Here is a 24,782-nt window from a genome sequence, read left to right on the forward strand (position 1 = left end):
CCGCGTCTTCCTGATCGAGCCTGACTTTCTTTCATTCGGGAAGTCTTGTAAGTAGAATATATTCATAAACAAAAACTCATAAGTGAGCCGATGCGCCCCACTCTCCGCCAGATCGAATGTTTTCAGGCCGTGGTCGAACTGGGAAATTTTTCCCGCGCAGCCGAGCGTGTCAGGACGACCCAGGCCAATCTTTCCCACACCATCCGCGACCTAGAGACAGTATTGGACGCACGGCTTTTCGACCGAACGACACGCCGCGTCAGTCTGACCGATGCGGGGCGCGCCTTTGCAGAAGGTGCACTTGCCGGTCTTGCAGAAATTGATCGTGCTGCCGAAGTCGTGCGTGATCTGGGAAAGTTGCGGCGCGGACAGGTCAGTATCGCCGCCCCGCCATTGCTGTGCACGACAGTGCTTCCGCGTCTGGTTCGCCGTGTGGCCGATGAACACCCCAACCTCGTCATCAAGATCGAGGATGTCGGGCCTGAAATCGTCATCGAACAGGTTCGCAACGGGCGTTGTGATCTGGGTGTCGGCACCTTTTCCGGTGAAGACTCGGACGTTGAAAGCCAGACGGCACTACGCGATCAGTTGATGATTTTCGTTTCGCCCGATCACGATTTCGCCGGATATGAGCAGGTCGGCTGGTCCGAACTCGACAATCAGCCGATCATCACGCTCACGCAGAAGAGCAATATCCGGCTTTTAACCGAAATCGGCTTCGAACAGGCAAAACTGGCACTTCGACCGCATATGGAAGCCAACCAGATTCATACGGTACTGTCACTGGTGGAGGTCAATGCCGGCATCGCAGTTCTACCCGCCTATGCTTTCACCGCCTTGCGCGGTCGCGGCATCGTGGCCCGCCCCCTGACGGACCCCGCCATTGTGCGCGAGGTGCGCCTGATCACGCCTCGTGACCGCGAACAATCGGCAGCCACCGCCGCCGTGCGTTCGATCTTGCGGAACCTGCTTCGCCAGATGATCCCCGAAATTCCCGGAACGGGCAGCGCGAGCTAGGGCCTTTTGAGCTTGCTTCACAAGCCTTTGCGCGCTCATATAAAACTGCACCGCTGTTTAGAATCATCTGAAAAAATCGATCCTGAACAACACACCGCCGAAGGTCGGTCGCGTCGCCAGCAAGGGAATGCAGCCTCATGAATACATATGGAAAACTATTTTCAGCCGCACTGGTAGCGGCTGCTCTCAACAGCACGGCAGTTGGACAAGTCTTTGCCAAGACATTGATCTATTGCTCCGAGGCATCTCCTGAAATGTTCGATGCAGCGCAGACGACATCCGGTGCCGTGTATGACGCATCCGCGCGCAATGTTTCCAATGGGCTTATCAAGATCAAGCGCGGCTCAACGGAGCTGGAACCCGGCCTCGCGGAAAGCTGGGACGTTTCTGCCGATGGCAAGGAATATACGTTTCACCTGCGAAAGGGCGTGAAGTTTCACACCACAAGTTTTTTCACCCCGACGCGTGAATTCAATGCAGATGATGTGATCTTCACTTTCGACCGTCAGGGAAACAAGGATAATCCTTACTACAACCAGGGCACATGGCCGCAATTCGGGGCCTATTCCTTTCCTTCCCTGATCGAGAAAATCGAAAAGATTGACGATCACACCGTCAAGTTTGTGCTGGCGCATCCAGAAGCAACATTTATCTCTACCTTGTCACTTACATTCGCAGTCATTCAGTCCAAGGAGTATGCTGACAAGCTCGTCGCGGAAGGCCGCATTGCAGAGTTCAGCCAGCAACCTGTTGGAACCGGGCCCTATCAGTTCGTCGCCTATCAGAAGGATAGCGCCATCCGCTATCAGGCCAATCCCGATTACTGGGCAGGCAAGCAGAAGATCGATAATCTCATTTTTGCGATCACGCCTGATGCCGCGGTGCGCTATCAGAAACTGAAGTCGGGCGAGTGTCATGTCATTGCCGCTCCCAATCCCGCCGATATTGCGGAGATGAAGAAAGATCCGGCCGTCGAAATGCTGAATAAGGAAGGTTTGAACCTGTCCTTCCTCGCATACAACACCCAACAGAAGCCGTTTGACGATGTACGCGTCCGCAAGGCGCTGAACATGGCGGTTAATAAGGCTGCAATCATTGATGCAGTCTATCTGGGTTCAGCAGTTGTTTCGGTCAACCCGCTGCCGCCAAGTGTCTGGGGCTATAACAAGAACGTCAAGGACGACGCTTACGATCTCGAACAGTCACGCAAGTTGCTCGACGAAGCGGGCGTCAAAGATCTGAAGATGAAGATCTGGGCGATGCCTGTGCAGCGGCCCTATATGCCCAATGCGCGCCGCGCAGCCGAGCTCATTCAGTCGGACTTCGCCAAAGTGGGCGTAACGGCGGAAATCGCCACCTATGACTGGGGTGAATATCTCAAGCGTTCGCTGGATAAAGATCGCGATGGCGCCGTTATGCTTGGATGGACCGGTGGCATAGCCGATCCCGACAATTTCCTTGCCGCACTTTTGAGCTGCCAGGCTATAGGTAGTGCCAATCGCGCAAACTGGTGCGATCAGGATTTTGAGAAGTTGATTCAGGCTGCCAAACTGACAACCGACCAGGCAGAACGGACCAAGCTCTACGAACAGGCACAGGTCGTGTTCAAGGAACAGGCTCCTTGGCTGACAATCGCCCATCAGATCGTCGAGCAGCCCATCAGCAAGAAAGTTAAAGACTTCCGCATCGATCCCTTCGGTGGCTATCTGTTCGAAGATGTCGATATCGACGAATAGACCTTCCTCCCCGCCGGTTTGATCCCTGGCGTTGAATTCTGGATAGCGGGCAGGAACGCCCGCTATTCTTCTTTGGTGCTCAGATGAAATCCGAGCCAAGTTGACCAATAGCCGAGAAAATAAGATGGATATCGTAGACCGCTTTCTAGCCTATACCCGCATCAACACAACCGCTGTGCCCAATGCGAACAAACTCCCATCGAGCGCGGGACAAACCGATCTGGCAAAGCTGCTCGCCAACGAAATGCGCGCCATGGGCATGGAAGTTGAAGAACGCGATCATTCGATCGTTGTCGGAACGTTACCCGCCAATATCCCGAATGCCAATCAACAATTCCCGACAATTGCATGGGTCGCCCATCTCGATACGTCAAGCGAATATACGACTGACACCCGCGCTCATGTGGTGGACTACCGGGGCGGGGATATTCTTCTCAACGAAGCGACCGGCTCAGTCATGCGACTTGCGGAGTTCCCGGAACTGGAACGTTATGTCGGTGAGCGGATCATTGTTACGGACGGCACCAGTCTGCTGGGTGCCGACAACAAATCCGCCATCGCCGAGATCATGCATGCCATGCAGATCCTGATCACCCATCCCGAGATTGAGCACGGCACAGTTAAGGTCGTGTTCGTTCCCGATGAAGAAATCGGACTGCTCGGAGCCAAGGCGCTAGACGTTAATTCCCTGAAGGCCGATTTCGCTTATACGCTCGATTGCTGTGCCATTGGCGAAATCGTGTATGAGAACTGGAACGCAGGCGAATTTCGCCTGACCTTCAAAGGGCAGCCAGCCCATCCAATGTCAGCCAAGGGCAAGCTGCGCAATGCCATTCTCTATGCCCAGCAATTCATTGCAATGATGCCAGGTGGTGAACGCCCGGAATATACTGAAGGCACTGAAGGCTATTATTGGGCCAAGGGCATTCATGGGACCGTTGCCGAGACAAGCTTGATTATCGATATTCGCGATTTCACGAAGGACGGCTACGAAACACGTCGTGCCTTTATCGAGAACCTTGCTCAGAGTTTCAACCAACTCCATGGCGACGGCACAGTTCATGTAGACTACAAGGCCGTCTATCGAAACGCTGCCGAAAGCCTGCAAGGCGAGAACCGTTATCCGGTCGTGCTTGCCCTTCAGGCCATGAAGGCAATAGGCGTTGCACCGACACCGCTACCGATGCGAGGCGGCTATGACGGTGCGGTGCTGTCCGAAAAAGGGCTGCCATGTCCTAACCTGTTCTGCGGCGCACACAACTTCCACTCGATTTACGAATTTCTACCGGTTGGTTCGCTCAATAAGGCGTCAGAGATGGTTGTCGAAATACTGAAAACTGCGCGAATACCCGACAGAAGCGCAGATTGATCAAAATTAGACTGAATAGCGAGGAGACGTGAAGTCATCACGTCTCCTCGCTTCCTGTCTGCCGACTCGCTACCGCAAGTGCGGTTCGGCTTTAGTAACCTATCGCGGCACCAGCGACGGCACGGCTGTCGATGGCACCATAATAGCGGCTGTCACCACCCTTTTCGATGGCCGCCATATCCTTGCCTCCGACAAGAATGCCTGCTGCCTCACCCCAGACCGGCCAGTCATTGTCCTCTCCGACCGTATAGCCCATGCCAGTCAGCAGCCGGATTGTATCAGGCGAAAGCGCATTCGCTTCCATATAGACCCGGTCGGGCAGCCATTGGTGATGGATGCGCGGAGCGTCAATCGCTTCCTGAATGTCCATACCGTGATCGATGACATTCATGATCGCCTCCAACGTGATCGTGATGATGCGCGAACCGCCGGGACTGCCAATGACCATGAATGGCTTGCCATCCTTCGACACGATGGTCGGGCTCATCGAGGAAAGCGGCGACTTGCGCGGTTCAATGGCATTGGCCTCACCTTGGATGAGACCATAGAGATTGGCCACGCCCGGCTTGATGGTGAAGTCGTCCATCTCGTTGTTGAGAAGAATGCCGGTGCCTTCAGCCACCTTGGCCGTGCCGAATGATCCGTTCAACGTATAGGTCACGGCGACCGCATTGCCGTCTTTGTCCACGATGGAATAATGCGTGGTTTCGTTAGACTCCTTGAATTCGGCCGGCTTGAGAGCCTCGCTGACACCAGCACGATAAGGATCGATACGGCCCCGGATTTCTGCCGCATAGGCCTTGCTGGTCAGCTTCTCGATTGGATTGTCGATGAAGTCTGGGTCGCCCAAAGCCGTGTTGCGATCGACATAAGCGTGGCGCATCGCCTCCACCATCAAACGCGTGGTTTCTGCGGAACCATAGCCCAAATAGGAAATCGGATAGCCCTCGAGAACATTCAGGATTTCGCAGATAATCAATCCGCCCGACGAGGGCGGTGGCGATGAGACGATCTCATAGCCGCGATAGCTGCACTTGACCGGCTCCAGCTCTCGGATCTTGTATTGCTCGAAATCGGCTTTGGCTAGAATGCCGCCATTTTCCTTGCTCGATTTGACAATCAGATCGGCGATATCACCCTGATAGAAGGCCGATGCCCCCTTTTCCGAAATAGCCGAAAGCGATTTTGCCAGATCCGGCTGAACAAGCTTCTCGCCCAAGCCAAGCGGCTTTCCGTCCTTCAGGAAGATTTTCGCAGCGGCCGGGTCTTTCGCCAGTCTTTCATTGCCATCGGCAAAGGATAGAATATCGCCCAGCTCGAGCGCGAAGCCCTCTTTGGCGAGTTTCAGTGCCGGCTCGATCAACTCCTCGCGCTTGCGGCTGCCATATTTTTCGCGTGCTTCCTCGAGGCCCGCCACAGTACCCGGTACGCCGATGGCCAGATAAGTTTCTGTGCTGGCGCCTTCGACAGGCTTGCCGTCCTTGTCCAGATACATGGTCTTGGTGGCGGCCAGCGGTGCGCGCTCGCGAAAATCAAGAAAGGTGCTCTTGCCGTCTTTGAAGCGGATCGTCATAAAACCGCCGCCGCCGAGATTTCCAGCAGTCGGATAGACGACCGCCAGTGCATAGCTTACCGCGACAGCCGCATCCACGGCATTGCCGCCGTTCTTGAGCACATCGACACCGATCTGCGAGGCAAGATGCTGGGCCGTAACCACCATGCCGTTCTGGCCTTCCGCCGGGGCTGGTGATGCCGCGTAGGCCGAAGGCAGGTGGCCAACAACGGCAATAGCAGCGGCAAGGGAAAGCGATTTCAGTCTGTAATGCTGCATGTCTTTCCTCCCATGTTTTCTCCCAATTGGGAGCCTAGACAACAACGTCTGCAATATCTTGCGCAAAATCAAGCGTGAGAAATTCTTTCCATTCGAGGTTGCGGATAGAGCGTCAAGCGGTAATAATGTTCAGTATTGGTTCAGATGCTGCCAATGTTGCAGCTGAAACCCAAGATGGGGCTGGCACCGAACGGCTGCTCGTCAAAGACAGAGCCTCAGCCAGCTTCTTCCCGAGTCACTCTGACCATTCGGGATCCGTTCCAATTCCAATTCAATCGAAGCGATCTCACCATCAGGAGAAATCCATGACCTATGCTCAATGCGCTTGCGGAAATCTGACAGTAACGTCCCACGCGCCACCGCAATTGACGGCACTGTGTCACTGCTTAGCCTGTCAGCGGCGGACAGGTTCGCCGTTCAGTGCGAATGCCTTCTATTCGATAGACTGCGTTGAAATTTCCGGCGCATCAACAGATTTCATTCGGACAGCCGAAAGCGGCCGCAAGGTCCGGATGCATTTCTGTCCAAATTGCGGCTCAACCGTTTATTGGTTGCCCGAAGCTGCTCCCTCCGTGATCGGAGTGGCAGTCGGTTCGTTTGCCGATCCGGCTTTTGTAACGCCCTCACTATCCGTATTCGAGCAATGGAAACATGAATGGGTGTCCCTCGACGAGACAATGGAACATTTCTTGCGCATGCCGGATCGCGAATAGCCACAACCCGTTAACGTTGCAATCCTCGCTTTTTGCTCAGATTTGGTAAACCTAACGCGCAATTGTGAGCCATACTTTCAAGCGGATTCTGAAAGAGGCTTTCATGAAACCTGCAATCAATTTGTTCCAGTCAATCTCCAATCAGGGCGGAACCGGCAAGACAGAGATCAGCCGTTCCAACACATTCGTCTCTGGCGCGGAAGAAAATGCAGTGACTGTGATCGTTAATCGCGAGAATCTCATACATAGCCGTGGAGGTTTTCTCACGCATATGAACTGGCTGTTTGCGACGTCCAGTTAAGAACATAGATCACTGTCGCAATTTTGATCAAACGAACAACACGTTGCATGCAATTGCATTCATTTTAAAGCAGCTTTCACCAGAATTCCGGCTGAGTTGGCATTAACGATATAATCTTGAAGTCAGCTGAAAAACCGAAAGCAACCCACCCCAATAAAGATGATGATACGCTGGGGTCAGTGTTTTTCCCTCAACAGCAGCAGGACTAGCAATGTGCCTAAATCAGAATTACATTTTCTAGCTCGGCATATGCGAAAGGTATGACTCCGCCTAAGCCCTGTGCCCAACTACCTATGGCCTCTACGATCTAGAAGTTTGACCTGAAATTCATCACTGCTGTCGGCTTTATAACGGACGGAGAGACAAAAGCACTATCGATTTACATATCTCTGCTCTCTCGTCAGCGTGCACCACGCACGAAGCTTTCGCCCAATGACTGCGGAAGACTAGCCTTTCGACCTGCAATCAACAGAACCAACATCACCATAACAAATGGTAGCATCTGAACAACATCTGTCGGTACATTGACACCTGCGACTTGCAAGGCAGTTGCCAGAGAGAGACTTACGCCGAATATGAGGGCTCCTCCCAATACCCAAAGAGGCTTACCACGTGCCAGCATTGCAAGCACAATCGCGATAAAGCCATTGCCGTGACTCATGAACGGAATAAATACACCGGCAACTGCCACAGACATGAAGGCTCCGCCAAGTCCGGCAAGTGCTCCGGTTATCAATACTGCAGTGCTACGGGTGCGCACGACGTCCACGCCCGTTGCATCCAGAGCCGCTGGTTTATCACCCGCCGCCTGCAATGCCGTGCCCCAATGCGTCATTCTGTAAATCCAGGCAAAAACAGCCACCAGCGCAACAGCCAGATAGACAATCGGATTGTGGTTAAACAGGATTGGGCCTACCACTGGAATCTCAGACAAGGGCCAGATCGGCCATTTGGCAGCACCATCAAGGCGAGGATAACTGCTTGAAAACTGCACAAAATGCAGAAGTGCAGTCAGGCCTTGCACCGCCAAGGTAAGCGCGATGCCGATAACAATCTGATTGAGACCCAGCCGAACGCAAAGCAGAGCCATAAATGTCGCAACAAAGGCACCAGCCAGAGCCCCACCAATGAAGCCAAGCCCCATATTGCCGGTGCTCCATGCAACGAGAAAGCCTGCATATGCGCCCGCGAGGATCATGCCCTCAAGGCCAATATTGAGCACACCGGCCTTCTCGGAAAGCTGCTCACCTAACCCTGCCAACAGCAGCGGCGTTCCCGCAGCAATCGCTCCGAGGAACAAGGTGATGATGAAACTTTCGGTAAAAAGTGACATTGTCGTCTCCTCAGATTTCCGCGCGGTATTGGCGGTTTTTATCGAAATACTCAGCCAGTGCCAGCGTGATCAGCAGAAGGGCCACGATGACCAGAGAGAAGAAGCTCGGCACTCCAAGACGACGTGCGGCACTCTCGCCGCCAATCGTCAGCGCAGAAAACAAGAAGACATAGGCGATTGATCCAAAGCCGTTAAGCCGGGCAAGAAACACCAGAGGCACGACAGTAAGGCTGTAAGCCGGGTTCCAGTCTGCACGTACATTGCCTTGTGTGCCCAGAATATCGACCGCACCGGAAAGACCGGCCAACCCGGCCGAAATGGCAAAGACCGCAATCGTCAGCTTAGGCACTGACAGACCCGCATGAACGGCAGCTCGTGGATTAGCACCAACCAGACGCAGTTTCATGCCAAAAGAGGTCTTGGTCATCATCAGGTGCATGGCAATGATGACAACCAAACCAACAATCAGCCCCGAAGAGATAGTCGTATCAAACAGTTTTGGCAGTCGCGCATCCACTGGCAATGTACGGGTTTGCGGTGTGGTGGTTGAAGGATCGAGAAATGCCAGCTTCACCAGCACATTGGCGAGCGAGACACCAAGAAAGCTCATCATCAATGTTGTGATGATTTCATTGATGCCATGCCAGGCTTTCAGCATTGCGGGGAGCAGCCCCCAAAGCGCGCCGATAATCAATCCTATCAGAAGACCAAGCGCCAGATTAAGCCAGATCGGAACGCCTGCCGCATGCATCAGCGGCGTTGTGGCGGCAACAATAACAGCCGCCAGCAAAAATTGCCCGTCACCGCCCAGATTCCAGATGCCCGCGCGGAAAGCGACAATCAGGCTCGCTGCGATCAGGAGAAACGGTCCCATACGGGTCAGCGTTGCCGACAGGCCCGACGGCGACAATATTGCCCGTTCCACAACATAGGCATAGTAGCTCAGGGGATTGACGCCCATGGCAAGAAGGATCAGCCCTCCTAAAACCAGCGCGGCAATCAGTGGGCCAATGCTGACAGTCAGTATTTTGCCCCAGGCCGCAAAGGGCGAACGGATAGTCGGGCTCGCCACTCCCGCCGTACCAGCCTGTTGGTCGCTCATTCTTCTTCTCCGGCACTCATAAGGCGGCCGATTGCATCTCGTGCGCCCACACCATTTTGAACCGTGCCTACCAACCTGCCCTGATCAATCACAGCGACCCGATCAGCAAGTTCAAGCAGCTCATCAAGGTCTGTCGAAATCAGCAAAACTGCTTTGCCTGCGTCTGCTGCATCGCTGATACGCTGGCGGGTGGCACGAATATTTTTTACATCAAGACCGTAAGTCGGCTTTGCAAAAATAACCGCCTCCGCCGAGCCGGTCAGCTCACGCGCCAACAAAACTTTCTGAATGTTTCCCCCAGACAATGTTCCTACGGGCGTCTGGACATCCGGCGTGCGAATATCAAAATTCCGCACATGTTCCTGAGCCTGCGAACGAATGGATTGCGGCTTTTCGATACCTTTTTTCCAGAAAGGTGAGGCTCCAATATCCTTGAGCAAAAAGTTAGTCGCGACGGAGAATGCACCGACAGTACCCTCGCCCAACCGATCGTCAGTTACATAACGCAGCCCTGCTGCGCGGCGTTCTCCCACTGTAAGAGAACCGATTTCGGCACCATGCAGCTTCACACTTCCCGAGGAAGGCGTCTGCCCGGCCAAGGCTTCCGCAAGCTCTTTCTGACCATTGCCATCGATGCCGGCAATGCCGAGCACTTCTTTCGATCTCAGCGCAATTGAAACATCACGAACTGGAATACGTCCCGCATTCGAATTTAGCTTTGAAACCTCCAACACCACGGAACCCAATTCACGGGTGGCGCGATAGTCGCTGGCGCTATCATCAGTCGCAGACTGGCCGAACATCAAACGGATTATATTGGCCGTATTCCGCTGATCGCTATTCGCATTGAGTTCGTCAGGTGTAATAGCGCCGGCATTTTTACCAAGGCGTAACACCGAAATCCTGTCGCCATATGCCAGTGCTTCGTTGAGCTTATGCGTGATGAAAATGACCGCAAGCCCCTCGGCAACCAGTCGGCGCATTAACTCTCCGAGAGAAACAGCCTCATTGGGGGTCAGCATAGCGGTCGCCTCATCAAGAATAAGACACCGGCTGCCGCGCATCAAAGCGCGCAAAATTTCGACCTGCTGACGCTCACCTAGGGAAAGGCTGGAGACCAGCGCAAAAGGATCAACGCGCAGACCAATGCGGCTTGCAGTTTCATCTATACGCTTTGCAATGCCGCTGCGATCCGGCTTACGCCACCATACCCCACCAAGGGTGAAATTATCGACAACCGTCAGGCTTGGCACCAGCATCGAATGCTGAAACACCGTGCCTATTCCTAATGCGAGGGCATAGCGGGGAGACGTTATATTGACGGCTGAACCATCAATCTCGATACAGCCGTTATCTGGCTGCTGAAGCCCCGATAACATGCCGACCAATGTAGATTTTCCAGCACCGTTTTCGCCAAGCAGAACATGAACTTCGCCCGGCCAAATATCTGTGCTGACATTGTCATTGGCTATAACGCCGGGAAAGCGCTTGGTAATACCACGCAGCCCAACAAATGGCTTTGTACTGGAATTCGGAGGAAAGGCCGCGTTTGTCACTGACGTCTGCATTTCAATATCCTTCATGCAAATCAGCCTCATCACACCGTGTTGGATCAACTAAAAATGCGATCCAACACGGTTTTCGTGAATTGCGCACGCCATCATTCGACCCATTTTAATGGCAGTATGGCGAACGCAATGAGACGGGTTTAAGAGCAGGCTGGCTCACTTGGAGGCGACAGTTTTTACCAGTGCATGAACACTGTCCGCATCAAACTTCGGCTCTACCTTTATGGCTCCAGAAACAACCTCGGCCTGCAAGGCTTCCATTTCTTTCCAGACATCATCCGGTATGTTCTTGGTCTTCAGAAGACGAAGACTACCATCACTGAGTTTGATGTTATAGTTGCGGCTACCGTACTTTCCGTCCTTCAGATCCTTGATCATGTCGACGTAAACCGGCGTCAGATCCCAGATAACGGATGAAAGAAGATTGCCTTTATCAATTGACGTCTTATCGCCGATAACATCGATGAAATAGGCTTTTCCGCCATCGGTGGCCGGCGTCGTTTCAACGGCTTGCAACATGCCGAAACTCGAACCGTTGCCCTGTCCGAAGATAATGTCGGCACCAGAGGCTATAACGGTTTCAGCCACACGCTTACCACCGGCGGCATCAGCATAAGCAGCCGGTCCGATCACGGCATAGCGAACTTCAACGGCTGGGTTCTCTGCCTTCACGCCTTGCGCAAAAGCAACCGACATATTGTTCCACGATGGCGGCTCACCGGATACCACAATACCAACAACCTTGGTTCTGCTCGTCTTGGCGGCCAGTCGTCCTGCGAGATAAGCACCGTCGCTGCCAGCCGCCGTGTAATCAGCAATCTTGCCTTCAGCAAGCTTGTCCGGGCTGTCGACGATAGCGACTGGAATATTCATTTCGGCACTGATTTCTGGTGCGGCTGTGTTGTAACCGGATGCGTGGGCAATCAACAGACCAGCGCCATCTTCAGCAAGCTCGCGCAACGTCGGGCGAACATCGCCATAACCCAGATTTTCAGCAACAACCACCTTTACACCAGCGGCCTCACCTGCGGCCTTCGCAGCATCGACACCCTGCTGGTTCCAGCCCATATCGGTCCCCATTTCCGGGGCCAGAATGGCGATGGATGTAATCTCCTCGGCCAAAGCACGGCTTGCCATCCAACCACTAAAGGCAAGAGCCAGCACAGCACCACTGACTGTTCCTGTTATTTTTTTTCTCATTTTATTGTTCCCTTTTATAGATTTTTATTGACTATTTACTCAATACCGGATGATTTTTGAAGTATAACCCGGAGCAGAATTCAAAATGAAAACTCACCTCACCTTTCTTGCTACAGCAATTCTTGGCCTAAACGCAGCATCTGCTGCGGTTAACGACCAGTCGCTTGATATTACGGTCGAAAACAGTGGCAAAACCGCATTGGTATGCTCTGCTTCCATCGCGCATTGGTTTTCAGCCGACCTTGGTGAAGTCAGCCCCGGCGCCAGCCGATCATTCAGCTTTGGCGTCGACGTAAAAACGGGCAATGTCTTCCAGCTGAACTCAGTGGGTAACGAAATGGCAGTGCAGCGCATCTGGTGCGGCCACAAAGGCAGTGACTGGGCAACCCGAGCAGAAATTCCTATGGAACGCCGTGCTGGCGTCAGTCCGGATCCAATCCGCTTGCGCTGCGCAGCAGTCGCGACGACAACCCGATGCACCGCCTCGTAACGGAACCCATTCCGGCTGATTTTTAATCCACCACAGCCTTGCATCTGACTCCTCAGTTCCGGAAGGGACGGTCTTTGAAGCAGATCGCTCACGCGACCCCAGTAATTCAAAAACCGCAACCCCGATTGACAGCGCGAGAATACGATAGCATGATCATACCGTAATACAATAATGAAAAATCAACTCGGGGCGATTTTACGATTATTCTCTTAATTCGTTGTATTTAAATAGAAAAATCTAAGATTGCGTCAGCAGCATCCACGAGAGAGTAAAAAATGCGCACTGCAATTGTGACTGGAGCAAGCCGTGGACTGGGTCGGGCCTTTGCCATTGGACTGGCAAAAGACGGATTCGCACTGAGCCTTTGTGCTCGTGATATGGCGGCGTTGGAAGAGACTGCAGCACTCGCCAGCGCGGCAGGTTCGCCTCAGATCATTCTCATTGCCGCCGATCTGTCTAAGGCGGGAGCTGCTGAAAAAGTCGTATCTGAAACGCTCGCCGCGACCGGACAAATTGATGCCCTGATCAACAACGCTGGCGCAACCAAACGAGGTGATTTCTTATCGCTGACCGACGAAGATTTTCATGAGGGATTTGCACTCAAGTTCCATGCGACCGTTCGGTTTTGTCGGGCTGCATGGGATGCCTTGTCTCAGAGCAAAGGTACTATTGTGAACATATCGGGCGTTGGAGCGCATACGCCTGAGCCGGATTTTACCATTGGTGGATCGGTTAATTCGGCGCTCATCAACTTTACAAAGGCGATTTCCAAGCGTGCGCAGGGAACAGGCATGCGGATCAACACGCTCTGTCCCGGTCATATCGTGACTGACCGCCTCGGGCGCCGGATAGAAGTATTGGCAAAAGAACGCAATATTTCCATTGAAGCTGCGCGCGAAGAAATTCGCGAAGCCCAAGGCATACAACGTTATGGCGAGGCAGATGAAGTTGCTGACGTTGTGCGCTTCCTGTGTAGCCCGGCCGCTGCCTATGTGCATGGAACGGTCATTAATGTGGACGGTGGCGCAACGCCGGGGATATGACAGCGGCGTTAAACGCCCGAGGAAAATAGGGATCCTAAATCGGCCCCCTATTTCATGATTTATTGGGAAATATTAGAGCGCAGATCTGATTCAATCAGATCAAAACACGCTCTAATGCCCAGATAGGACAAGTGTCTGCACTGGCATCATCACGGCTTGTATTCGCAGGATCATGGCGTGAACGAGGCCGGTTGCATCGACGGCGTGCAAGAATATAGACCGCAGCGTACCCGCTTTACCGGATTCCAATTCCTCATGATTGCTTGTGTACGCGTTGGCCACACAACTACTGCCGGGGGGAATGCCTGCAAGTTGCCCTTCATAGAGAGGCTCCAGGGTAACTGTGATTGTTCCCGGTTTTGCCAATTGCTGGATGTCGACCAGTTGATCGCTGGCTCGTACCTGCCCGCCTGCAATAACATCCTGCACTTCAGTTACGACCATCGGAATAATCGTGAATGGCTTACCGATACATGTTGCTTCGGCAATCATGCCGGGCTTCATGACTTGCGCTTCGATCTGCCCGAAGCCTGCGATAAGGGCCGTTCGGCCTGCCGTTTCCGGCACCAATATGCCGGCCGGGCGGAGCAACGGATTGACAACTTCACCGGCACGCAGCGTGAACTGTTGAACGGTTCCTGAAACGCCCGCCTTCACGATCGATTTATTCAGTTCAACTTCCGCCTCGGTAGCTGCAGCCTCAATGCTTGCCCTCTGCGCTGGAAGCAATGAGGTGATTTTGGTTTCGAGCGTCTGCTTGCTGGCGGTTGCTGCTGCCAGTTCGCTACCTTTGCCATCGGCTATGGATTGCAGACGTTCAGTATCCTTACGGGCGACGATGTTTGAGTTGCGGCGCTGCAGCTCGAGTTGCGTGTTTACATCGTTCTGTGCCTGAACGAACGCAATCTCACCTTGCTTAATCCGGGCATCGGCAGCCACAAGATCGGTTTTGGCGACAACCATTTCGGCGTCGATTTCCGCAATGCGTTTACGGGCTGTTTCCAGCGCAGCCTTTTGTTTGCTGTCATCGAGTTTGAAGAGCGGTTCGCCAGCTTTCACCTTCTGGTTTCGCGAGACATACACTTCATCAACACGTCCACCTATTTCCGGAAGGATGGTAACGGTTCGAAATGCAGCCGTTACGTTAGATGTAGACGGATGATAATAGAAGATCATCGTGATCAGGGAAATTGTGAGGATGAGGCACGCAGTGATCCCCCACCTGAGTTCGAACCACATGGAGTAGATCGTGATCTCGTGCCCGATCCGTTTTCCCTGACGATACCGGCGGTAAAGATAATCCGGAAAGATAGTGATCATTGAGCAAAGCAGGAATTCAAACATTATTTCTGCTCCTGCTTGTTCTGATCAAGGGGCAATGCCGTGTCGGGCACAACTGTTGACGAGGTCACGCTTTGCGAGGACGGCGATATCGTTTGTGGTGCAACATTATCGCTGCCGCCAACAGTTGGCGCTGGATCAGAGGGCGGAATTGTCAGGTGAAGCCCTCGCCGTGCAATGGTACGCAGAGACCTTGCCATGGATGTTACCGGCGACAGAAAATCCGGAAGATCCGTCATTGCCAGCAAAAGCGCTGCAATCCAGAAGAGCTGATTGTGGGTGAAGAGCGCTATCAAACCCAATACAGCAACAAGCTGAAGCTGAATTTTGTTGGTCTTATGAGCGATGTGCTCAGGGAGAGCATGAAGTCTCAGATAGAGAATTCCAGTTAAGAAAACCACGCAGATAAGGAAAATAATGACGATGTTCAAAAGCACATCGGTTTGTCCCGGGGACGTTATAAATACGGGTATGTGTCCGACCGCTGCTTTATGCACGGCATCTGCTGATTGGTCCATGTTGCCTCCAGCCTTTGTTTGTTGGCGTTCCATGCGCTTCACCGGATGGTGGCGGATAAGGAGCGCGGCTGTTCACCAACAAATGTGCCCGAAAAATGTCGGGCGGACTTCATTATATCAAATCGCAAGAACGTTGTGGGAATTTCAGCTGAGGATTGGGAAAGTTACCAAATGGAATGAGGAATTATAAAGAAAATAAGCTACTGTTCACGCTGAGAATACCGATTTCCGTCTAGCAATCGAGTCAGAGCGAGACAAAGTCATGGTTCTAGTTTAGGCAGAATTTAACACTAGCCCATCCATAGATAAGCCCGGCTTCTCCAGATCGCACACATTTTCTGACCGTACAGAGCGCCCCTCATACATGTCGATGTGCAGATTGCCGAGCGGACACAAATCCGCGAACGGCCAACCCCTGGTTCATATGTCCCAAAAAGCAATTCGCCAATGACAATCGGCGACAATAGAAGTTTTTGCAGAATTTGCAGTATAATCACGCCTAGAAATAAGGCCGCATCCCGACAACCATTTTAAACTTGTCGGGATGTGCTCTCAATCAAGCGTCAGCCTCTTCGGCCAGCCGTTCACGTAGAATGGCAATTGCCACCTTACCCGCATTCATCACATGATACGCGGCCGCCTTGCGAGCTTCCTTACCGCGTCTCGCGGCCAGATGACCGACAACTTCTCCAAGTTCAGCCAAGCTGTCACGCGTACGGCCCGGTGCACCCAGCGATGTCGCACGCAAAACCATGACGCGCGCGTTCAGCGATGAGAGCGTATGGCCAAGCGCTTCATTATGTGCACCGAAAATCAGGCAGTCATAAAAAGCATTCTTGGCTTGCAGGCGCTCCAATGGATCGGTGATTTTGTCGCCTTGTTTGAGCACCTCAAAAGCGGCTTTGAGAGCTTCTATATCCTCATCGGTTGCATTGCGCGCAAACAGCTCACAAGCCAGCCCTTCGAGCTCGACACGAACCTGATAAATACCTTCGGCTTGCTCTGGCTTCAGACGTGCCACAATCGGCCCGCGATGCGGAACGACTTCAACAAGACCTTCACTTTCAAGCTGACGCAGTGCTTCGCGCACAGCCGTACGGCTGACGCCCGTCATTTCACACAAATCGCGCTCAGTAATACGCTGACCTGCCGTAAAATATCCCACCGCGATCGAATTGCGGATACTTTCCGTAACGCTGTGCCGCACAGGAGCCGCAGCTTTTACCACTTTAAAATCAATAGGCGGGGTTCGCCCGTTCATGGATACAGTCATAAGTTTATACCCCTTTTGGTGTATGGGGACCGGTATTACCGTATTACTATACGCTAATTGCTTGTTTTGAAAGCATCAGATTTTCGACCATGCCTGTTTAACGTGCATCCCGAAAAGGGTTAAACGGCTTTCGGAAAAAGACGCTCGTTAAAACAATGAATTAGAGCGCCGATATGTCTTAATGAAATAGGCGCTCTAATGTGCAAAACCTCAGTCTCGGGCTGCTTCTATGACCGCCATAGCTGCCGCAACCCCTGCTCCCACATCAATACCCTTTACACCTGCAGCCTTGAGGCCACCGGCAATTGCTGCAACGGAGATAAGCGAATAAGGAGGGCGGGCAGTCGGCCCCATGTGCCCGATCCGGGTCAGTTTTCCAAGTGTTTCACCACGACCCGATGAAAATACAACCCCATAGAGATCACGGATTGAAGCACGCAGCTTCGCTTCATCTATGCCTTCGGGAATTGAAACTGCGGTACAGGTTGCCGAAGCAATCTCCTCCCACGCAGCCCATAATTTCAACCCTGCTGCCTGCACCCCAGCCCGGCAGGCTTTTGCGGTCAGGGCATGACGCGCCCAAACATTTGCTTCACCTTCATCCAGATAAATATCAAGCGCTGCATCAAGAGCATTGATCTCGGAAACCGAAGGCGTGAAAGGAAATGGCCGGTCTGCCCTGTGCGCCTCTTTCCAGTCAACAATCGAAAGAATTGATGCGCGCGGCGCATCAGGATTAGCCGCCATTTTCTCCCATGCAGCTTCGCTCACATGCAACAGCGTCAATCCGGGTGGACAACCCAGACATTTATTCGGACCAGTTACAAAAATATCGGCAAATGATGTCTCTGGCAGAACATCCATTCCACCAAATGCCGAAACGGAATCCACAATGAACAGTTTGCCCGCGGCTCTTACAACTGCGCCAATCTCGGCAACCGGATTAACCGTGCCGGACGGCGTATCATGATGACAAATCGAAACCACCGCAACATCAGGTCGTTTCTTTAAAAAGTCCGCGACCGCATCAGCAGAAAGCACTTCATTATAAGGCACTGCGAGTTCTACGACTTCTTTTGCGTAACGTGCAGCCCAATAGCCAAAGCCCTTGCCATAAACACCCGATACGAGATTAAGCACCACATCGTTTCTGGTGATCAATGAAGCAGCAGCGGCCTCCAGCCCCAATACAGGCTCCCCCTGAAGGATTACTGGCGGCGTTTTTGTGTGAAAAGCTCGCTGCACTTTTGAATTCACAGATTCGTAGAATGCCAGGAATGCCGGATCATAATCATAGAGAACAGGTCGCGACAGTGCCTGCAGCACTGCCGGATAGGCATCCACCGGGCCTGTGGTCAATGTAAAGATCGGATCGGCAATTTTCCCAAGGCTCGTATGGCTCATGTCGCTCTCCCATTCATGTCCGTAGTGTCTCGTGTCATTGCGAGAAAAGCTGCACCATCGGCAGCATCTTCAATTGCTTCTAGCGAAGTGATCAACTCATCGGCATCCAGATCAATGCCACGCCAGCCAATCTGCGCGCGAAATTTTACGGCAAGATCGGCATCTGTCATTGGATGATCCAACCCGCCTTTGGCAGCATCAATCCTGCGTACAAGCTTGCGTCCGTCATTCAGCGAAAGACAAACCTCAGCAGCTTCAAATGTAAAGGAAAGATCATCTACGAAAGATAGCTTTGAAGCCAAATCCTTCAGTTGCGGATCTTGCGCCGCTTGATCGGAAAAAGCCTCAAGATCAGCTCGGCCCCACAACAAACTGACCGCCACGGCATGTTGTGCGCTCACCTGCGAAAGCCTTCCCGTGGTGACATTCGGGCGATCCGTGCGTTGGCGAAGAAGCGGATGCCCCGTCAATCTTATCGATGCAATTGCATCGGCACTGAAATCCCCTTGCGCATGAAGGGCAAGACAGGCTTCGATAACAGGGTTGAGAACAATCCCGCATGGATAAGGCTTGAAGGTGTTTTTCAGAATCTCCCAGCGGCTTCCCAACTCATCTGTCAGGGTTGCGAAATCCGGGGCATCTGAGTGCAGCGCCAGAAAGCCTCTTGGACCCTCAAGCGGCGCTGCGGGACCAGAATAACCTTTGGCGGCAAGCAATGCCGCCATTAGGCCAGCACGCGCGGCCTGCCCGACGGAGAGGCTTTTCGACATGGTGCCAAGCGTTTCAACCGAACCCGCACCCTGCGCCAAAGCATGCCCTAAAGCATCAACGAGCTGTGCCGGGGAAAGCTTCAAAAGCCTACCCGCAGCAAGAGCTGCACCAAAAGCGCCGCAAGTCGACGTAATATGCCAGCCGCGCGCATAATGAACCGGGTGTAATGCATTGCCCAACCGACAAGTCACTTCCGCCCCAAGAACGAAAGCCTCAATCAGTTCCGATCCGGTTACCGGCTTTCCCTCTGCTGCCAGTGTCTCAGCTAAAGCTAGAACAGCCGGTGCAACAGGGGCAGACGGATGGATAACCGTCGGAACATGGGTATCGTCGAAATCAAAAATATTGGCCGAGGCCGCATTGATGTAGGCCGCCCACAGCATATCAGCGCGTTCTGAACGCCCGATTAGGCCTGCTGTGGCGGGGCCGGAAAAAGCTGGCAGCATTGCCACCAGCTTCCGGATTGCAGCTTCATTTGAACCGCCTATCGCCGTACCCACCATATTGAGTAGCGAACGCCGTCCGGCGGCGCATACTGAATCAGGCATTGCCGGTGGCGAATGAACAAACTCGGCGATTGTGGCACTCAGAGCTATCATGTCAGGCGCCAGCAGCCTTGCCGCGCACCTGCGTATCCGCCCACTGCTCCAGCGGACGGATGATCGCAGTCATATCTGCATCCGGCCCCAGATCAGCTTTGGTAATGGAAAACAGCATACGCACGGCATTGCCCACCAGCATCGGCACTCCAAGACGTTCGGCTTCTTCCAGGCAAAGCCGAATATCTTTGAGAGAAAGTGCAATTGCGAAACCGAAATCAAAACTACGCGGCAGAACAAAACGCGGAATCTTATCAACACTTGCCGAAGTGCGACCCGATCCGGCATTGAGTACTTCGATCATGACATCCGCATCAAGTCCGGCCTTTGCACCCATGACCATGGCTTCGGAAGTGATTGCGAGTGCAGCTGCAGAGCAGATATTGTTGATGAGCTTCATAACCTGCGCCTTGCCGGGTTCTTCGGCAACACGGATCACTTTGCCAAGTGCCAGAAGCATCGGCTCCACAACAGTGAAATGCGCGGTTGGGCCGGCCGCCATCAAAGCAAGTGTTCCCTTTTTTGCACCTGCAACACCGCCCGAAACAGGGCTGTCAATCAAGGCAATACCTGCTTCAGACAGGATCTCGGCCAGATCCATTTCGGCCTTTGGCCCGGTTGTCGAGAGATCGACTACACGCTTTACAATACCAGGATTGGCCGCAATCGTGCGCCCGACAGCAAGCACAACTTCAGGTGTAGGCAAAGACAGGAAAATGGTTTCAACGCGAGAGCCAAGCTCTTCAAGACTGTTAGCAGCATCTGCACCGGCAGCAGTTAGAGCCGCCACCGCCGCCTCTGCACGATCATTGACGACAAGCGTATAGCCTGCACCAATGATGCGCTCCGCCATTGGGCGTCCCATATTGCCAAGCCCAACAAAACCCACTTCAGACATTCCACTCTCCTGTTATCGTGGTCTCGCTGTCAGGCAAAAGACCAGCCATTATCTACCGGTATTGCTGCTCCATTGATCCCCTCACTCGCAGAGCCGCAGAGGAAGAGCGCAAGAGCCGTAACCGTATCCATTGGGATGAATTTTCCGCCCGGCTGGCGGGTTGAAAGAAAAAGACTCGTCGCCTCTTCTTCGCTTAAGCCTTTTTCAGCAGCCAGCACCTTGATGCGACCAAGCGCTGAATCTGTCGCCATCAATCCTGGACAAATGGCATTGCAAGTGATCGCAGACGATGCCAGCTCAAGCGCCACAGTGCGCATCAGGCCAATCATTGCGTGTTTGGTGGTGACATAATCCGCGCGCTCTGCAAGTGCGATCAGACTATAAACTGAAGCCATATTGATGATCCGTCCCCAGCCACGCTCGCGCATGTCGGGAAGGCAAGCCCGTATCAGACGAAACGGTGCAGAAAGATTGACCTCCAGCGCTCGATCCCAGTCAGCATCCGCAAGTGATTGCACAGGCGAAATTTTACGAATGACCGCATTGTTGATGAGAATATCGATTGCACCAAGATGCTCTTTGGCATGTACAGCCAGTTGGTCTGCAGCACCCTCTTGCGATAAATCAAGCGCCACCGCACCGACCGGCTGGCCCGTCTCGTGTGCTAAAGCCGCTGCAACATCGATGACTTCCGGTCGAATATCGGTGAGGAAAATGCGGTTTCCCGCTTTTGCAAAAACCCGCGCGAGCTCAAGCCCCAACCCAAGCGCTGAACCTGTGATCAGCACACCGCGACCTATTGCCGAACTCATCGCGCCAGTTCCTCCCACGTCAAAACCGGCTCAACATCCAGTCGAACAACAATGCCTTCAAGCGCTTCCAATGGCGCGCAATAGGCGCGCATGACCGCCGGATCATGACCCGGCACAATATGATCAAGAGTCGGAGCCAGCTCGATTAACCGGGCATAGCCACGAATGAGTGCTGCCTCATCAAACAGTACAGGAAACGGGTTCTCGCGCTCCATATTGGCGTAGAAATGCGTCGCATCAGATGCAAGAACCACCCAGCCGCGTTTGGTATAAACACGCACCGCCTGCAAACCCGCACTATGCCCTGGCACCGAATGCAGCCATATGCCGGACGCAAGTTCTTTATCTCCTCGGTGAAACTCAATCCTGCCCGCATAAAGATTGCGGATATAGGCAACGATGTTATCCACATCGAACGGCGCACGCGCTTTCGGATCGCACATACATGGGCCTGTCGCATGCCCCGCTTCATCGACCTGAAGATGAAAGCGCGCCGACGGAAAGTCTCCCAGAGTTCCGGCATGGTCATAATGCAGATGCGTGAGAATCACCTCACTGACCTGTCGAGCATCAACATCCATGAGTGCAAGCGCATCAACAGGAGGACGCAAAAGCGTGCGGCCCCGCCCATCCGCTGCTTGCTGCCCGAACCCCGTATCAATGACATAAATTTCATCATCTCGACGCGCCAGCCAGATGAAGTAATCGAGATTTTCACCCGATTCATGCGGGTCTGCATAAAGAAAATTATCTTTGGCCGTCCGTCCCGTATGTGTGGCGTAACGAAGCGCGTAAAGCTCAAAAGGCGTTGGTTTCTCGTTAAAATCTGCCGCAGGAGCCGTCATCATTTGCCCACTTTACGTTGATGCTTGCCAAAAACTATCGAACTTTGTCTTCAGTATGACCGTAATCTTGTCATACAATCTATTGACAGGTCAAGTCCGGCATGTCTAACCTTGGGACAATCAGAACGGCGCAATCAATCTGAAGCCAGGCGACAAAAACGAAGCAGCCGTCCTGCCCACCTTAACGGAGAGATGCATGACTCGTCCCGAATTTAGCGGTGAACAATTCCAGAAAGGGCTGAAGGTCAGACGCGAGGTGCTTGGCGATGGCTATGTTGCGCCTTCGCTGGCCAATGCAGACGATCTGACGGCGCCATTGCAGAAGCTTGTTACGGAATGGTGCTGGGGTGAAATCTGGACCCGCCCGGGGCTGGAACGCAAAACCCGCAGCTTTCTCAACCTTGCAATGCTGACCGCATTGAACCGTCCGCATGAAGTGAAAATCCATGTGCGCGGCGCCCTGAATAACGGTGTCACAGAAGAAGAAATCGTAGAAGTTATTCTTCAGGCCGCGATCTACTGTGGCGTACCAGCCGCCCTCGATTCTATGCGTGTTGCGACGGAAGTCATCCGTCAGATGCGCGACGAAAAGGCCGTAAGCGCCTGATCCCGATACCGGAAACGCTCAATAAAAACGGGGAACACCCGCGATTCCAATTGCAATAGGAGGCCCATTTGACACAGGGAACAGCAGCAAAACTCGCAAGCCAGCCGCATAAGCTGAAAACCGGCGAAGAATACAAAGAGTCGCTGAAGGATAACCGCCAGATCTGGGTTGGCGGTCAGAAACTGAATTCCGTTTATGACGAACCCGCACTTGCGAAAGGTATCGACCTTCTCGCATCGATGTTCGATGATCAGTTCACTGAAGAACATGCAGACGCCACCACCTATTACGATGAAAAGGCAGGCGCAGTACTAAGCCGTTCGTGGCAGATTCCGCGCACCAAGGAAGATCTCGCCGCGCGTCGCCGGATGATCGAGTACACTTCGCTCAAGACAGCAGGCACCTTTGGGCGCCCACCGGATCTTGCACCATCGATCGTCGTTGGTCTTTATGCTTACCTGCCGACCTTCAAGAAGAAGAAATCTCTCATTGAAGGGATCGATCCGGACTTTGCAGAAAACATCGAACGCTACATGGAATACGGTCAGAACAACAATCTGACCGCATCGGAAAGTCTCGCCGGACCGCAGGCCGACCGCTCGTCGCCAAAGGCTTCGGAAGCTTCGCTGCTCAAGGCACGTAAGGTCACAAAAGATGGCGTTTATATCTACGGCGCCAAAACCGTAGGCTCGATTGCGGCTCAGGCTAACGATATTTTCTTCACCAATCTCGGTGGTATTCAGGAAACACCGGCAGATGCCTGCATCTGGGGGTCAGTTCCAATCGACACTCCCGGGATCAAGATGATCTCGCGTGAAATGGTCTCGCAGCCATTGTCGAGCAAGTTCGATCATCCGGTTGCAAGCCTCGGCGAAGAAGCCGACCAGTTCATCGTGTTCGATAATGTGTTCGTTCCGAAAGAACGCCTGTTCAATCTCGGCGACCCAACGGCAATGAGCTATTATGGGCCAGTCTGCGTGTTCGCGCACTGGCATGTCCTGACGCGCCTTGCTGTGAAGGCAGAATTGTTTGTCGGCGCAGGCCAGATGGTTCTCGATTATCTTGGCACAGGCAAAATTCCTGCCGTCCAGATGATGCTCGGACAGCTTGTTGAATATGCGCAGACGCTTCGCGCATTTGTGACGGCAGCAGAAGCGCTTGCTGTGCCAACCGAAGGCGACGTCATGCGTCCGGATGTTGGCATGTTGACCGCCGGTCGCCTTTATTCGATCGAAAACTATCCGAAGATCATCCATATCCTTCAGGAAATGTGTGGTCAGGGACTGGTGATGCGCTTTGGTAAAAAGGCATTCGACAATCCAGAAGTCGGCCACTTCCTGCATGAGCTTCTGCCCGGACATGGCGTTTCAGCCATGGTCAAAGAGCAGTTGATGAACTTCATCTGGGATATGACTTCTGGCTCGCTTGCTGGCCGCGTCGCCCTGTTTGAAAACGTCAACGCAACGCCTGCACCGGCTCTTCGCGCAAGACTTTATAACGAAGTCAAGCGAGATGGTTATGTTGCTCAGGTGAAGAAAATCGCTGGCATCGAATAGACCCCCCATGCCCCGTCCGGTGAAAATCGGGCGGGGTTCTTTCTTTCGGGATATTGGAGATTGCGATGGATCACGCCATGCTTGTCGACCGGTTCTATGAGGCCTACGCATCACGCAATGCGGAAGGTGCCACATCCCTTTACCATGCCGATGGCCGGCACGAAGAGGTAGCAATGGGGAAGCGCCGTGAAGGTCATTCAGCACTTGCAGAAGGGCTGACCGGTTTCTGGCGCATGTTGCCGGATGTTGCATGGGAACGCCGCGGTTACATTCGCGCAGGCAACCAAATTGCCGTTCCCTACCATATGACCGGAACGTTCACACCGCGCGGAGAAGATGCAACCCCGCGCAAGATCGCACTTGATGGTCTGCATCTTTTCGAAATCCGTGACGGGTTGCTGACGGGCACAAAAGATATGTGGGATCTGGATCTCTTTAAAGCGCAGATGAGTTGA

The 24,782-nt window shown here is 53.2% G+C and carries 23 protein-coding genes; 10 read left to right on the forward strand and 13 right to left on the reverse strand.

All coding sequences use genetic code 11. The annotated features are described in order from the left end of the window. The first annotated feature begins 90 nt into the window (after positions 1-90). The 3 genes from OIV19_RS17140 to pepT all read left to right on the forward strand — a co-directional run bounded on the left by OIV19_RS17140 (position 91) and on the right by pepT (position 4,122). On the forward strand, positions 91-1,017 hold the full coding sequence (locus tag OIV19_RS17140; protein WP_264232395.1) for a LysR family transcriptional regulator: 927 nt from the start codon (positions 91-93) through the stop codon (positions 1,015-1,017). Positions 1,018-1,154: 137 nt separating this feature from the next. Then, the gene (locus tag OIV19_RS17145) at positions 1,155-2,753 is read left to right on the forward strand and encodes an ABC transporter substrate-binding protein (RefSeq protein ID WP_264232396.1); all 1,599 of its coding nucleotides are present in this window, start codon (positions 1,155-1,157) and stop codon (positions 2,751-2,753) included. Positions 2,754-2,877: 124 nt separating this feature from the next. Next, positions 2,878-4,122 (forward strand): peptidase T, encoded by a 1,245-nt coding sequence (gene pepT, locus OIV19_RS17150; RefSeq protein WP_264232397.1) that lies wholly within the window; start codon positions 2,878-2,880, stop codon positions 4,120-4,122. A 91-nt stretch (positions 4,123-4,213) separates the two neighbouring features. Here pepT and ggt read toward each other — a convergent pair whose 3' ends face one another. Beyond that, complete coding sequence (ggt, locus tag OIV19_RS17155) at positions 4,214-5,953, reverse strand: gamma-glutamyltransferase (RefSeq protein WP_264232398.1); 1,740 nt, start codon at positions 5,951-5,953, stop codon at positions 4,214-4,216. 305 nt (positions 5,954-6,258) lie between these two features. On the opposite strand from ggt, the gene OIV19_RS17160 reads away from it, so the two are divergent. Both OIV19_RS17160 and OIV19_RS17165 read left to right on the forward strand, forming a co-directional pair. Then, positions 6,259-6,666, forward strand: a complete 408-nt coding sequence (locus tag OIV19_RS17160) for a GFA family protein (protein ID WP_264232399.1) — start codon at positions 6,259-6,261, stop codon at positions 6,664-6,666. Positions 6,667-6,769: 103 nt separating this feature from the next. Beyond that, positions 6,770-6,967, forward strand: coding sequence for a hypothetical protein (locus OIV19_RS17165; RefSeq protein ID WP_264232400.1), 198 nt, complete (start codon positions 6,770-6,772; stop codon positions 6,965-6,967). Between the two features lie 400 nt (positions 6,968-7,367). Here the strand turns inward: OIV19_RS17165 and OIV19_RS17170 are convergent, their stop codons facing one another. From OIV19_RS17170 to OIV19_RS17185, 4 genes are all read right to left on the reverse strand, one after another. Beyond that, entirely contained in the window at positions 7,368-8,300 is a 933-nt protein-coding gene (locus OIV19_RS17170) for a putative B6 ABC transporter permease subunit 1 (protein WP_264232401.1), read from the reverse strand. Between the two features lie 10 nt (positions 8,301-8,310). Further along, a complete protein-coding gene (locus OIV19_RS17175; protein WP_264232402.1) occupies positions 8,311-9,402 on the reverse strand; it encodes a putative B6 ABC transporter permease subunit 2 in 1,092 nt (363 codons plus the stop codon). Beyond that, positions 9,399-10,985, reverse strand: coding sequence for a putative B6 ABC transporter ATP-binding protein (locus tag OIV19_RS17180; protein ID WP_264232403.1), 1,587 nt, complete (start codon positions 10,983-10,985; stop codon positions 9,399-9,401). Before OIV19_RS17180 ends, OIV19_RS17175 begins: the two co-directional genes overlap by 4 nt. 141 nt (positions 10,986-11,126) lie before the next feature. Then, positions 11,127-12,170, reverse strand: coding sequence for a putative B6 ABC transporter substrate-binding protein (locus OIV19_RS17185; protein WP_264232404.1), 1,044 nt, complete (start codon positions 12,168-12,170; stop codon positions 11,127-11,129). 85 nt (positions 12,171-12,255) lie between these two features. Here OIV19_RS17185 and OIV19_RS17190 point away from each other — a divergent pair, with 85 nt between their 5' ends. After that, positions 12,256-12,660, forward strand: a complete 405-nt coding sequence (locus OIV19_RS17190) for a hypothetical protein (RefSeq protein WP_264232405.1) — start codon at positions 12,256-12,258, stop codon at positions 12,658-12,660. A 275-nt stretch (positions 12,661-12,935) separates the two neighbouring features. Beyond that, the gene (locus tag OIV19_RS17195; protein WP_264232406.1) at positions 12,936-13,703 is read left to right on the forward strand and encodes an SDR family oxidoreductase; all 768 of its coding nucleotides are present in this window, start codon (positions 12,936-12,938) and stop codon (positions 13,701-13,703) included. Positions 13,704-13,814: 111 nt separating this feature from the next. Here the strand turns inward: OIV19_RS17195 and OIV19_RS17200 are convergent, their stop codons facing one another. The 8 genes from OIV19_RS17200 to OIV19_RS17235 all read right to left on the reverse strand — a co-directional run bounded on the left by OIV19_RS17200 (position 13,815) and on the right by OIV19_RS17235 (position 22,167). Then, positions 13,815-15,047, reverse strand: a complete 1,233-nt coding sequence (locus OIV19_RS17200) for an HlyD family secretion protein (RefSeq protein ID WP_264232407.1) — start codon at positions 15,045-15,047, stop codon at positions 13,815-13,817. Then, positions 15,047-15,595 (reverse strand): hypothetical protein, encoded by a 549-nt coding sequence (locus OIV19_RS17205; protein WP_319637608.1) that lies wholly within the window; start codon positions 15,593-15,595, stop codon positions 15,047-15,049. The genes OIV19_RS17200 and OIV19_RS17205 overlap by 1 nt, the downstream gene beginning before the upstream one ends. 523 nt (positions 15,596-16,118) lie before the next feature. Beyond that, positions 16,119-16,835, reverse strand: coding sequence for a GntR family transcriptional regulator (locus OIV19_RS17210; protein WP_051514977.1), 717 nt, complete (start codon positions 16,833-16,835; stop codon positions 16,119-16,121). 210 nt (positions 16,836-17,045) lie between these two features. Beyond that, the gene (ppaT, locus tag OIV19_RS17215; protein ID WP_264232409.1) at positions 17,046-18,239 is read right to left on the reverse strand and encodes a pyridoxamine--pyruvate transaminase; all 1,194 of its coding nucleotides are present in this window, start codon (positions 18,237-18,239) and stop codon (positions 17,046-17,048) included. Further along, complete coding sequence (locus OIV19_RS17220; RefSeq protein WP_264232410.1) at positions 18,236-19,609, reverse strand: MmgE/PrpD family protein; 1,374 nt, start codon at positions 19,607-19,609, stop codon at positions 18,236-18,238. The genes ppaT and OIV19_RS17220 overlap by 4 nt, the downstream gene beginning before the upstream one ends. Before the next feature lies 1 nt (position 19,610). After that, on the reverse strand, positions 19,611-20,507 hold the full coding sequence (locus tag OIV19_RS17225) for an NAD(P)-dependent oxidoreductase (protein ID WP_128094096.1): 897 nt from the start codon (positions 20,505-20,507) through the stop codon (positions 19,611-19,613). Positions 20,508-20,536: 29 nt separating this feature from the next. Next, a complete protein-coding gene (locus OIV19_RS17230; RefSeq protein ID WP_264232411.1) occupies positions 20,537-21,319 on the reverse strand; it encodes an SDR family NAD(P)-dependent oxidoreductase in 783 nt (260 codons plus the stop codon). Further along, positions 21,316-22,167 carry an N-acyl homoserine lactonase family protein gene (locus OIV19_RS17235; RefSeq protein ID WP_264232412.1) on the reverse strand — a complete coding sequence of 284 codons (852 nt, stop codon included), beginning with the start codon at positions 22,165-22,167 and terminating at the stop codon, positions 21,316-21,318. The genes OIV19_RS17230 and OIV19_RS17235 overlap by 4 nt, the downstream gene beginning before the upstream one ends. Before the next feature lie 193 nt (positions 22,168-22,360). Here OIV19_RS17235 and OIV19_RS17240 point away from each other — a divergent pair, with 193 nt between their 5' ends. The 3 genes from OIV19_RS17240 (at position 22,361) to OIV19_RS17250 (ending at position 24,782) form a co-directional block, all read left to right on the forward strand. Next, positions 22,361-22,771 carry a carboxymuconolactone decarboxylase family protein gene (locus tag OIV19_RS17240; RefSeq protein WP_024900120.1) on the forward strand — a complete coding sequence of 137 codons (411 nt, stop codon included), beginning with the start codon at positions 22,361-22,363 and terminating at the stop codon, positions 22,769-22,771. A gap of 68 nt (positions 22,772-22,839) precedes the next feature. Beyond that, on the forward strand, positions 22,840-24,327 hold the full coding sequence (locus OIV19_RS17245) for a 4-hydroxyphenylacetate 3-hydroxylase N-terminal domain-containing protein (RefSeq protein WP_024900119.1): 1,488 nt from the start codon (positions 22,840-22,842) through the stop codon (positions 24,325-24,327). A gap of 65 nt (positions 24,328-24,392) precedes the next feature. Next, positions 24,393-24,782 carry a nuclear transport factor 2 family protein gene (locus tag OIV19_RS17250; RefSeq protein ID WP_264232413.1) on the forward strand — a complete coding sequence of 130 codons (390 nt, stop codon included), beginning with the start codon at positions 24,393-24,395 and terminating at the stop codon, positions 24,780-24,782.

It is taken from the genome of Brucella sp. HL-2 (assembly GCF_025846885.2).
Taxonomy (GTDB): domain Bacteria; phylum Pseudomonadota; class Alphaproteobacteria; order Rhizobiales; family Rhizobiaceae; genus Brucella; species Brucella quorumnocens.

Bases quoted from the DNA above. Each gene is read 5' to 3' on its own strand.
- OIV19_RS17140 (WP_264232395.1), top strand. From the start codon at position 91: ATGCGCCCCACTCTCCGCCAGATCGAATGTTTTCAGGCCGTGGTCGAA.
- OIV19_RS17145 (WP_264232396.1), top strand. From the start codon at position 1,155: ATGAATACATATGGAAAACTATTTTCAGCCGCACTGGTAGCGGCTGCT.
- pepT (WP_264232397.1), top strand. From the start codon at position 2,878: ATGGATATCGTAGACCGCTTTCTAGCCTATACCCGCATCAACACAACC.
- ggt (WP_264232398.1), bottom strand. From the start codon at position 5,953: ATGCAGCATTACAGACTGAAATCGCTTTCCCTTGCCGCTGCTATTGCC.
- OIV19_RS17160 (WP_264232399.1), top strand. From the start codon at position 6,259: ATGACCTATGCTCAATGCGCTTGCGGAAATCTGACAGTAACGTCCCAC.
- OIV19_RS17165 (WP_264232400.1), top strand. From the start codon at position 6,770: ATGAAACCTGCAATCAATTTGTTCCAGTCAATCTCCAATCAGGGCGGA.
- OIV19_RS17170 (WP_264232401.1), bottom strand. From the start codon at position 8,300: ATGTCACTTTTTACCGAAAGTTTCATCATCACCTTGTTCCTCGGAGCG.
- OIV19_RS17175 (WP_264232402.1), bottom strand. From the start codon at position 9,402: ATGAGCGACCAACAGGCTGGTACGGCGGGAGTGGCGAGCCCGACTATC.
- OIV19_RS17180 (WP_264232403.1), bottom strand. From the start codon at position 10,985: ATGAAGGATATTGAAATGCAGACGTCAGTGACAAACGCGGCCTTTCCT.
- OIV19_RS17185 (WP_264232404.1), bottom strand. From the start codon at position 12,170: ATGAGAAAAAAAATAACAGGAACAGTCAGTGGTGCTGTGCTGGCTCTT.
- OIV19_RS17190 (WP_264232405.1), top strand. From the start codon at position 12,256: ATGAAAACTCACCTCACCTTTCTTGCTACAGCAATTCTTGGCCTAAAC.
- OIV19_RS17195 (WP_264232406.1), top strand. From the start codon at position 12,936: ATGCGCACTGCAATTGTGACTGGAGCAAGCCGTGGACTGGGTCGGGCC.
- OIV19_RS17200 (WP_264232407.1), bottom strand. From the start codon at position 15,047: ATGTTTGAATTCCTGCTTTGCTCAATGATCACTATCTTTCCGGATTAT.
- OIV19_RS17205 (WP_319637608.1), bottom strand. From the start codon at position 15,595: ATGGAACGCCAACAAACAAAGGCTGGAGGCAACATGGACCAATCAGCA.
- OIV19_RS17210 (WP_051514977.1), bottom strand. From the start codon at position 16,835: ATGACTGTATCCATGAACGGGCGAACCCCGCCTATTGATTTTAAAGTG.
- ppaT (WP_264232409.1), bottom strand. From the start codon at position 18,239: ATGAGCCATACGAGCCTTGGGAAAATTGCCGATCCGATCTTTACATTG.
- OIV19_RS17220 (WP_264232410.1), bottom strand. From the start codon at position 19,609: ATGATAGCTCTGAGTGCCACAATCGCCGAGTTTGTTCATTCGCCACCG.
- OIV19_RS17225 (WP_128094096.1), bottom strand. From the start codon at position 20,507: ATGTCTGAAGTGGGTTTTGTTGGGCTTGGCAATATGGGACGCCCAATG.
- OIV19_RS17230 (WP_264232411.1), bottom strand. From the start codon at position 21,319: ATGAGTTCGGCAATAGGTCGCGGTGTGCTGATCACAGGTTCAGCGCTT.
- OIV19_RS17235 (WP_264232412.1), bottom strand. From the start codon at position 22,167: ATGATGACGGCTCCTGCGGCAGATTTTAACGAGAAACCAACGCCTTTT.
- OIV19_RS17240 (WP_024900120.1), top strand. From the start codon at position 22,361: ATGACTCGTCCCGAATTTAGCGGTGAACAATTCCAGAAAGGGCTGAAG.
- OIV19_RS17250 (WP_264232413.1), top strand. From the start codon at position 24,393: ATGGATCACGCCATGCTTGTCGACCGGTTCTATGAGGCCTACGCATCA.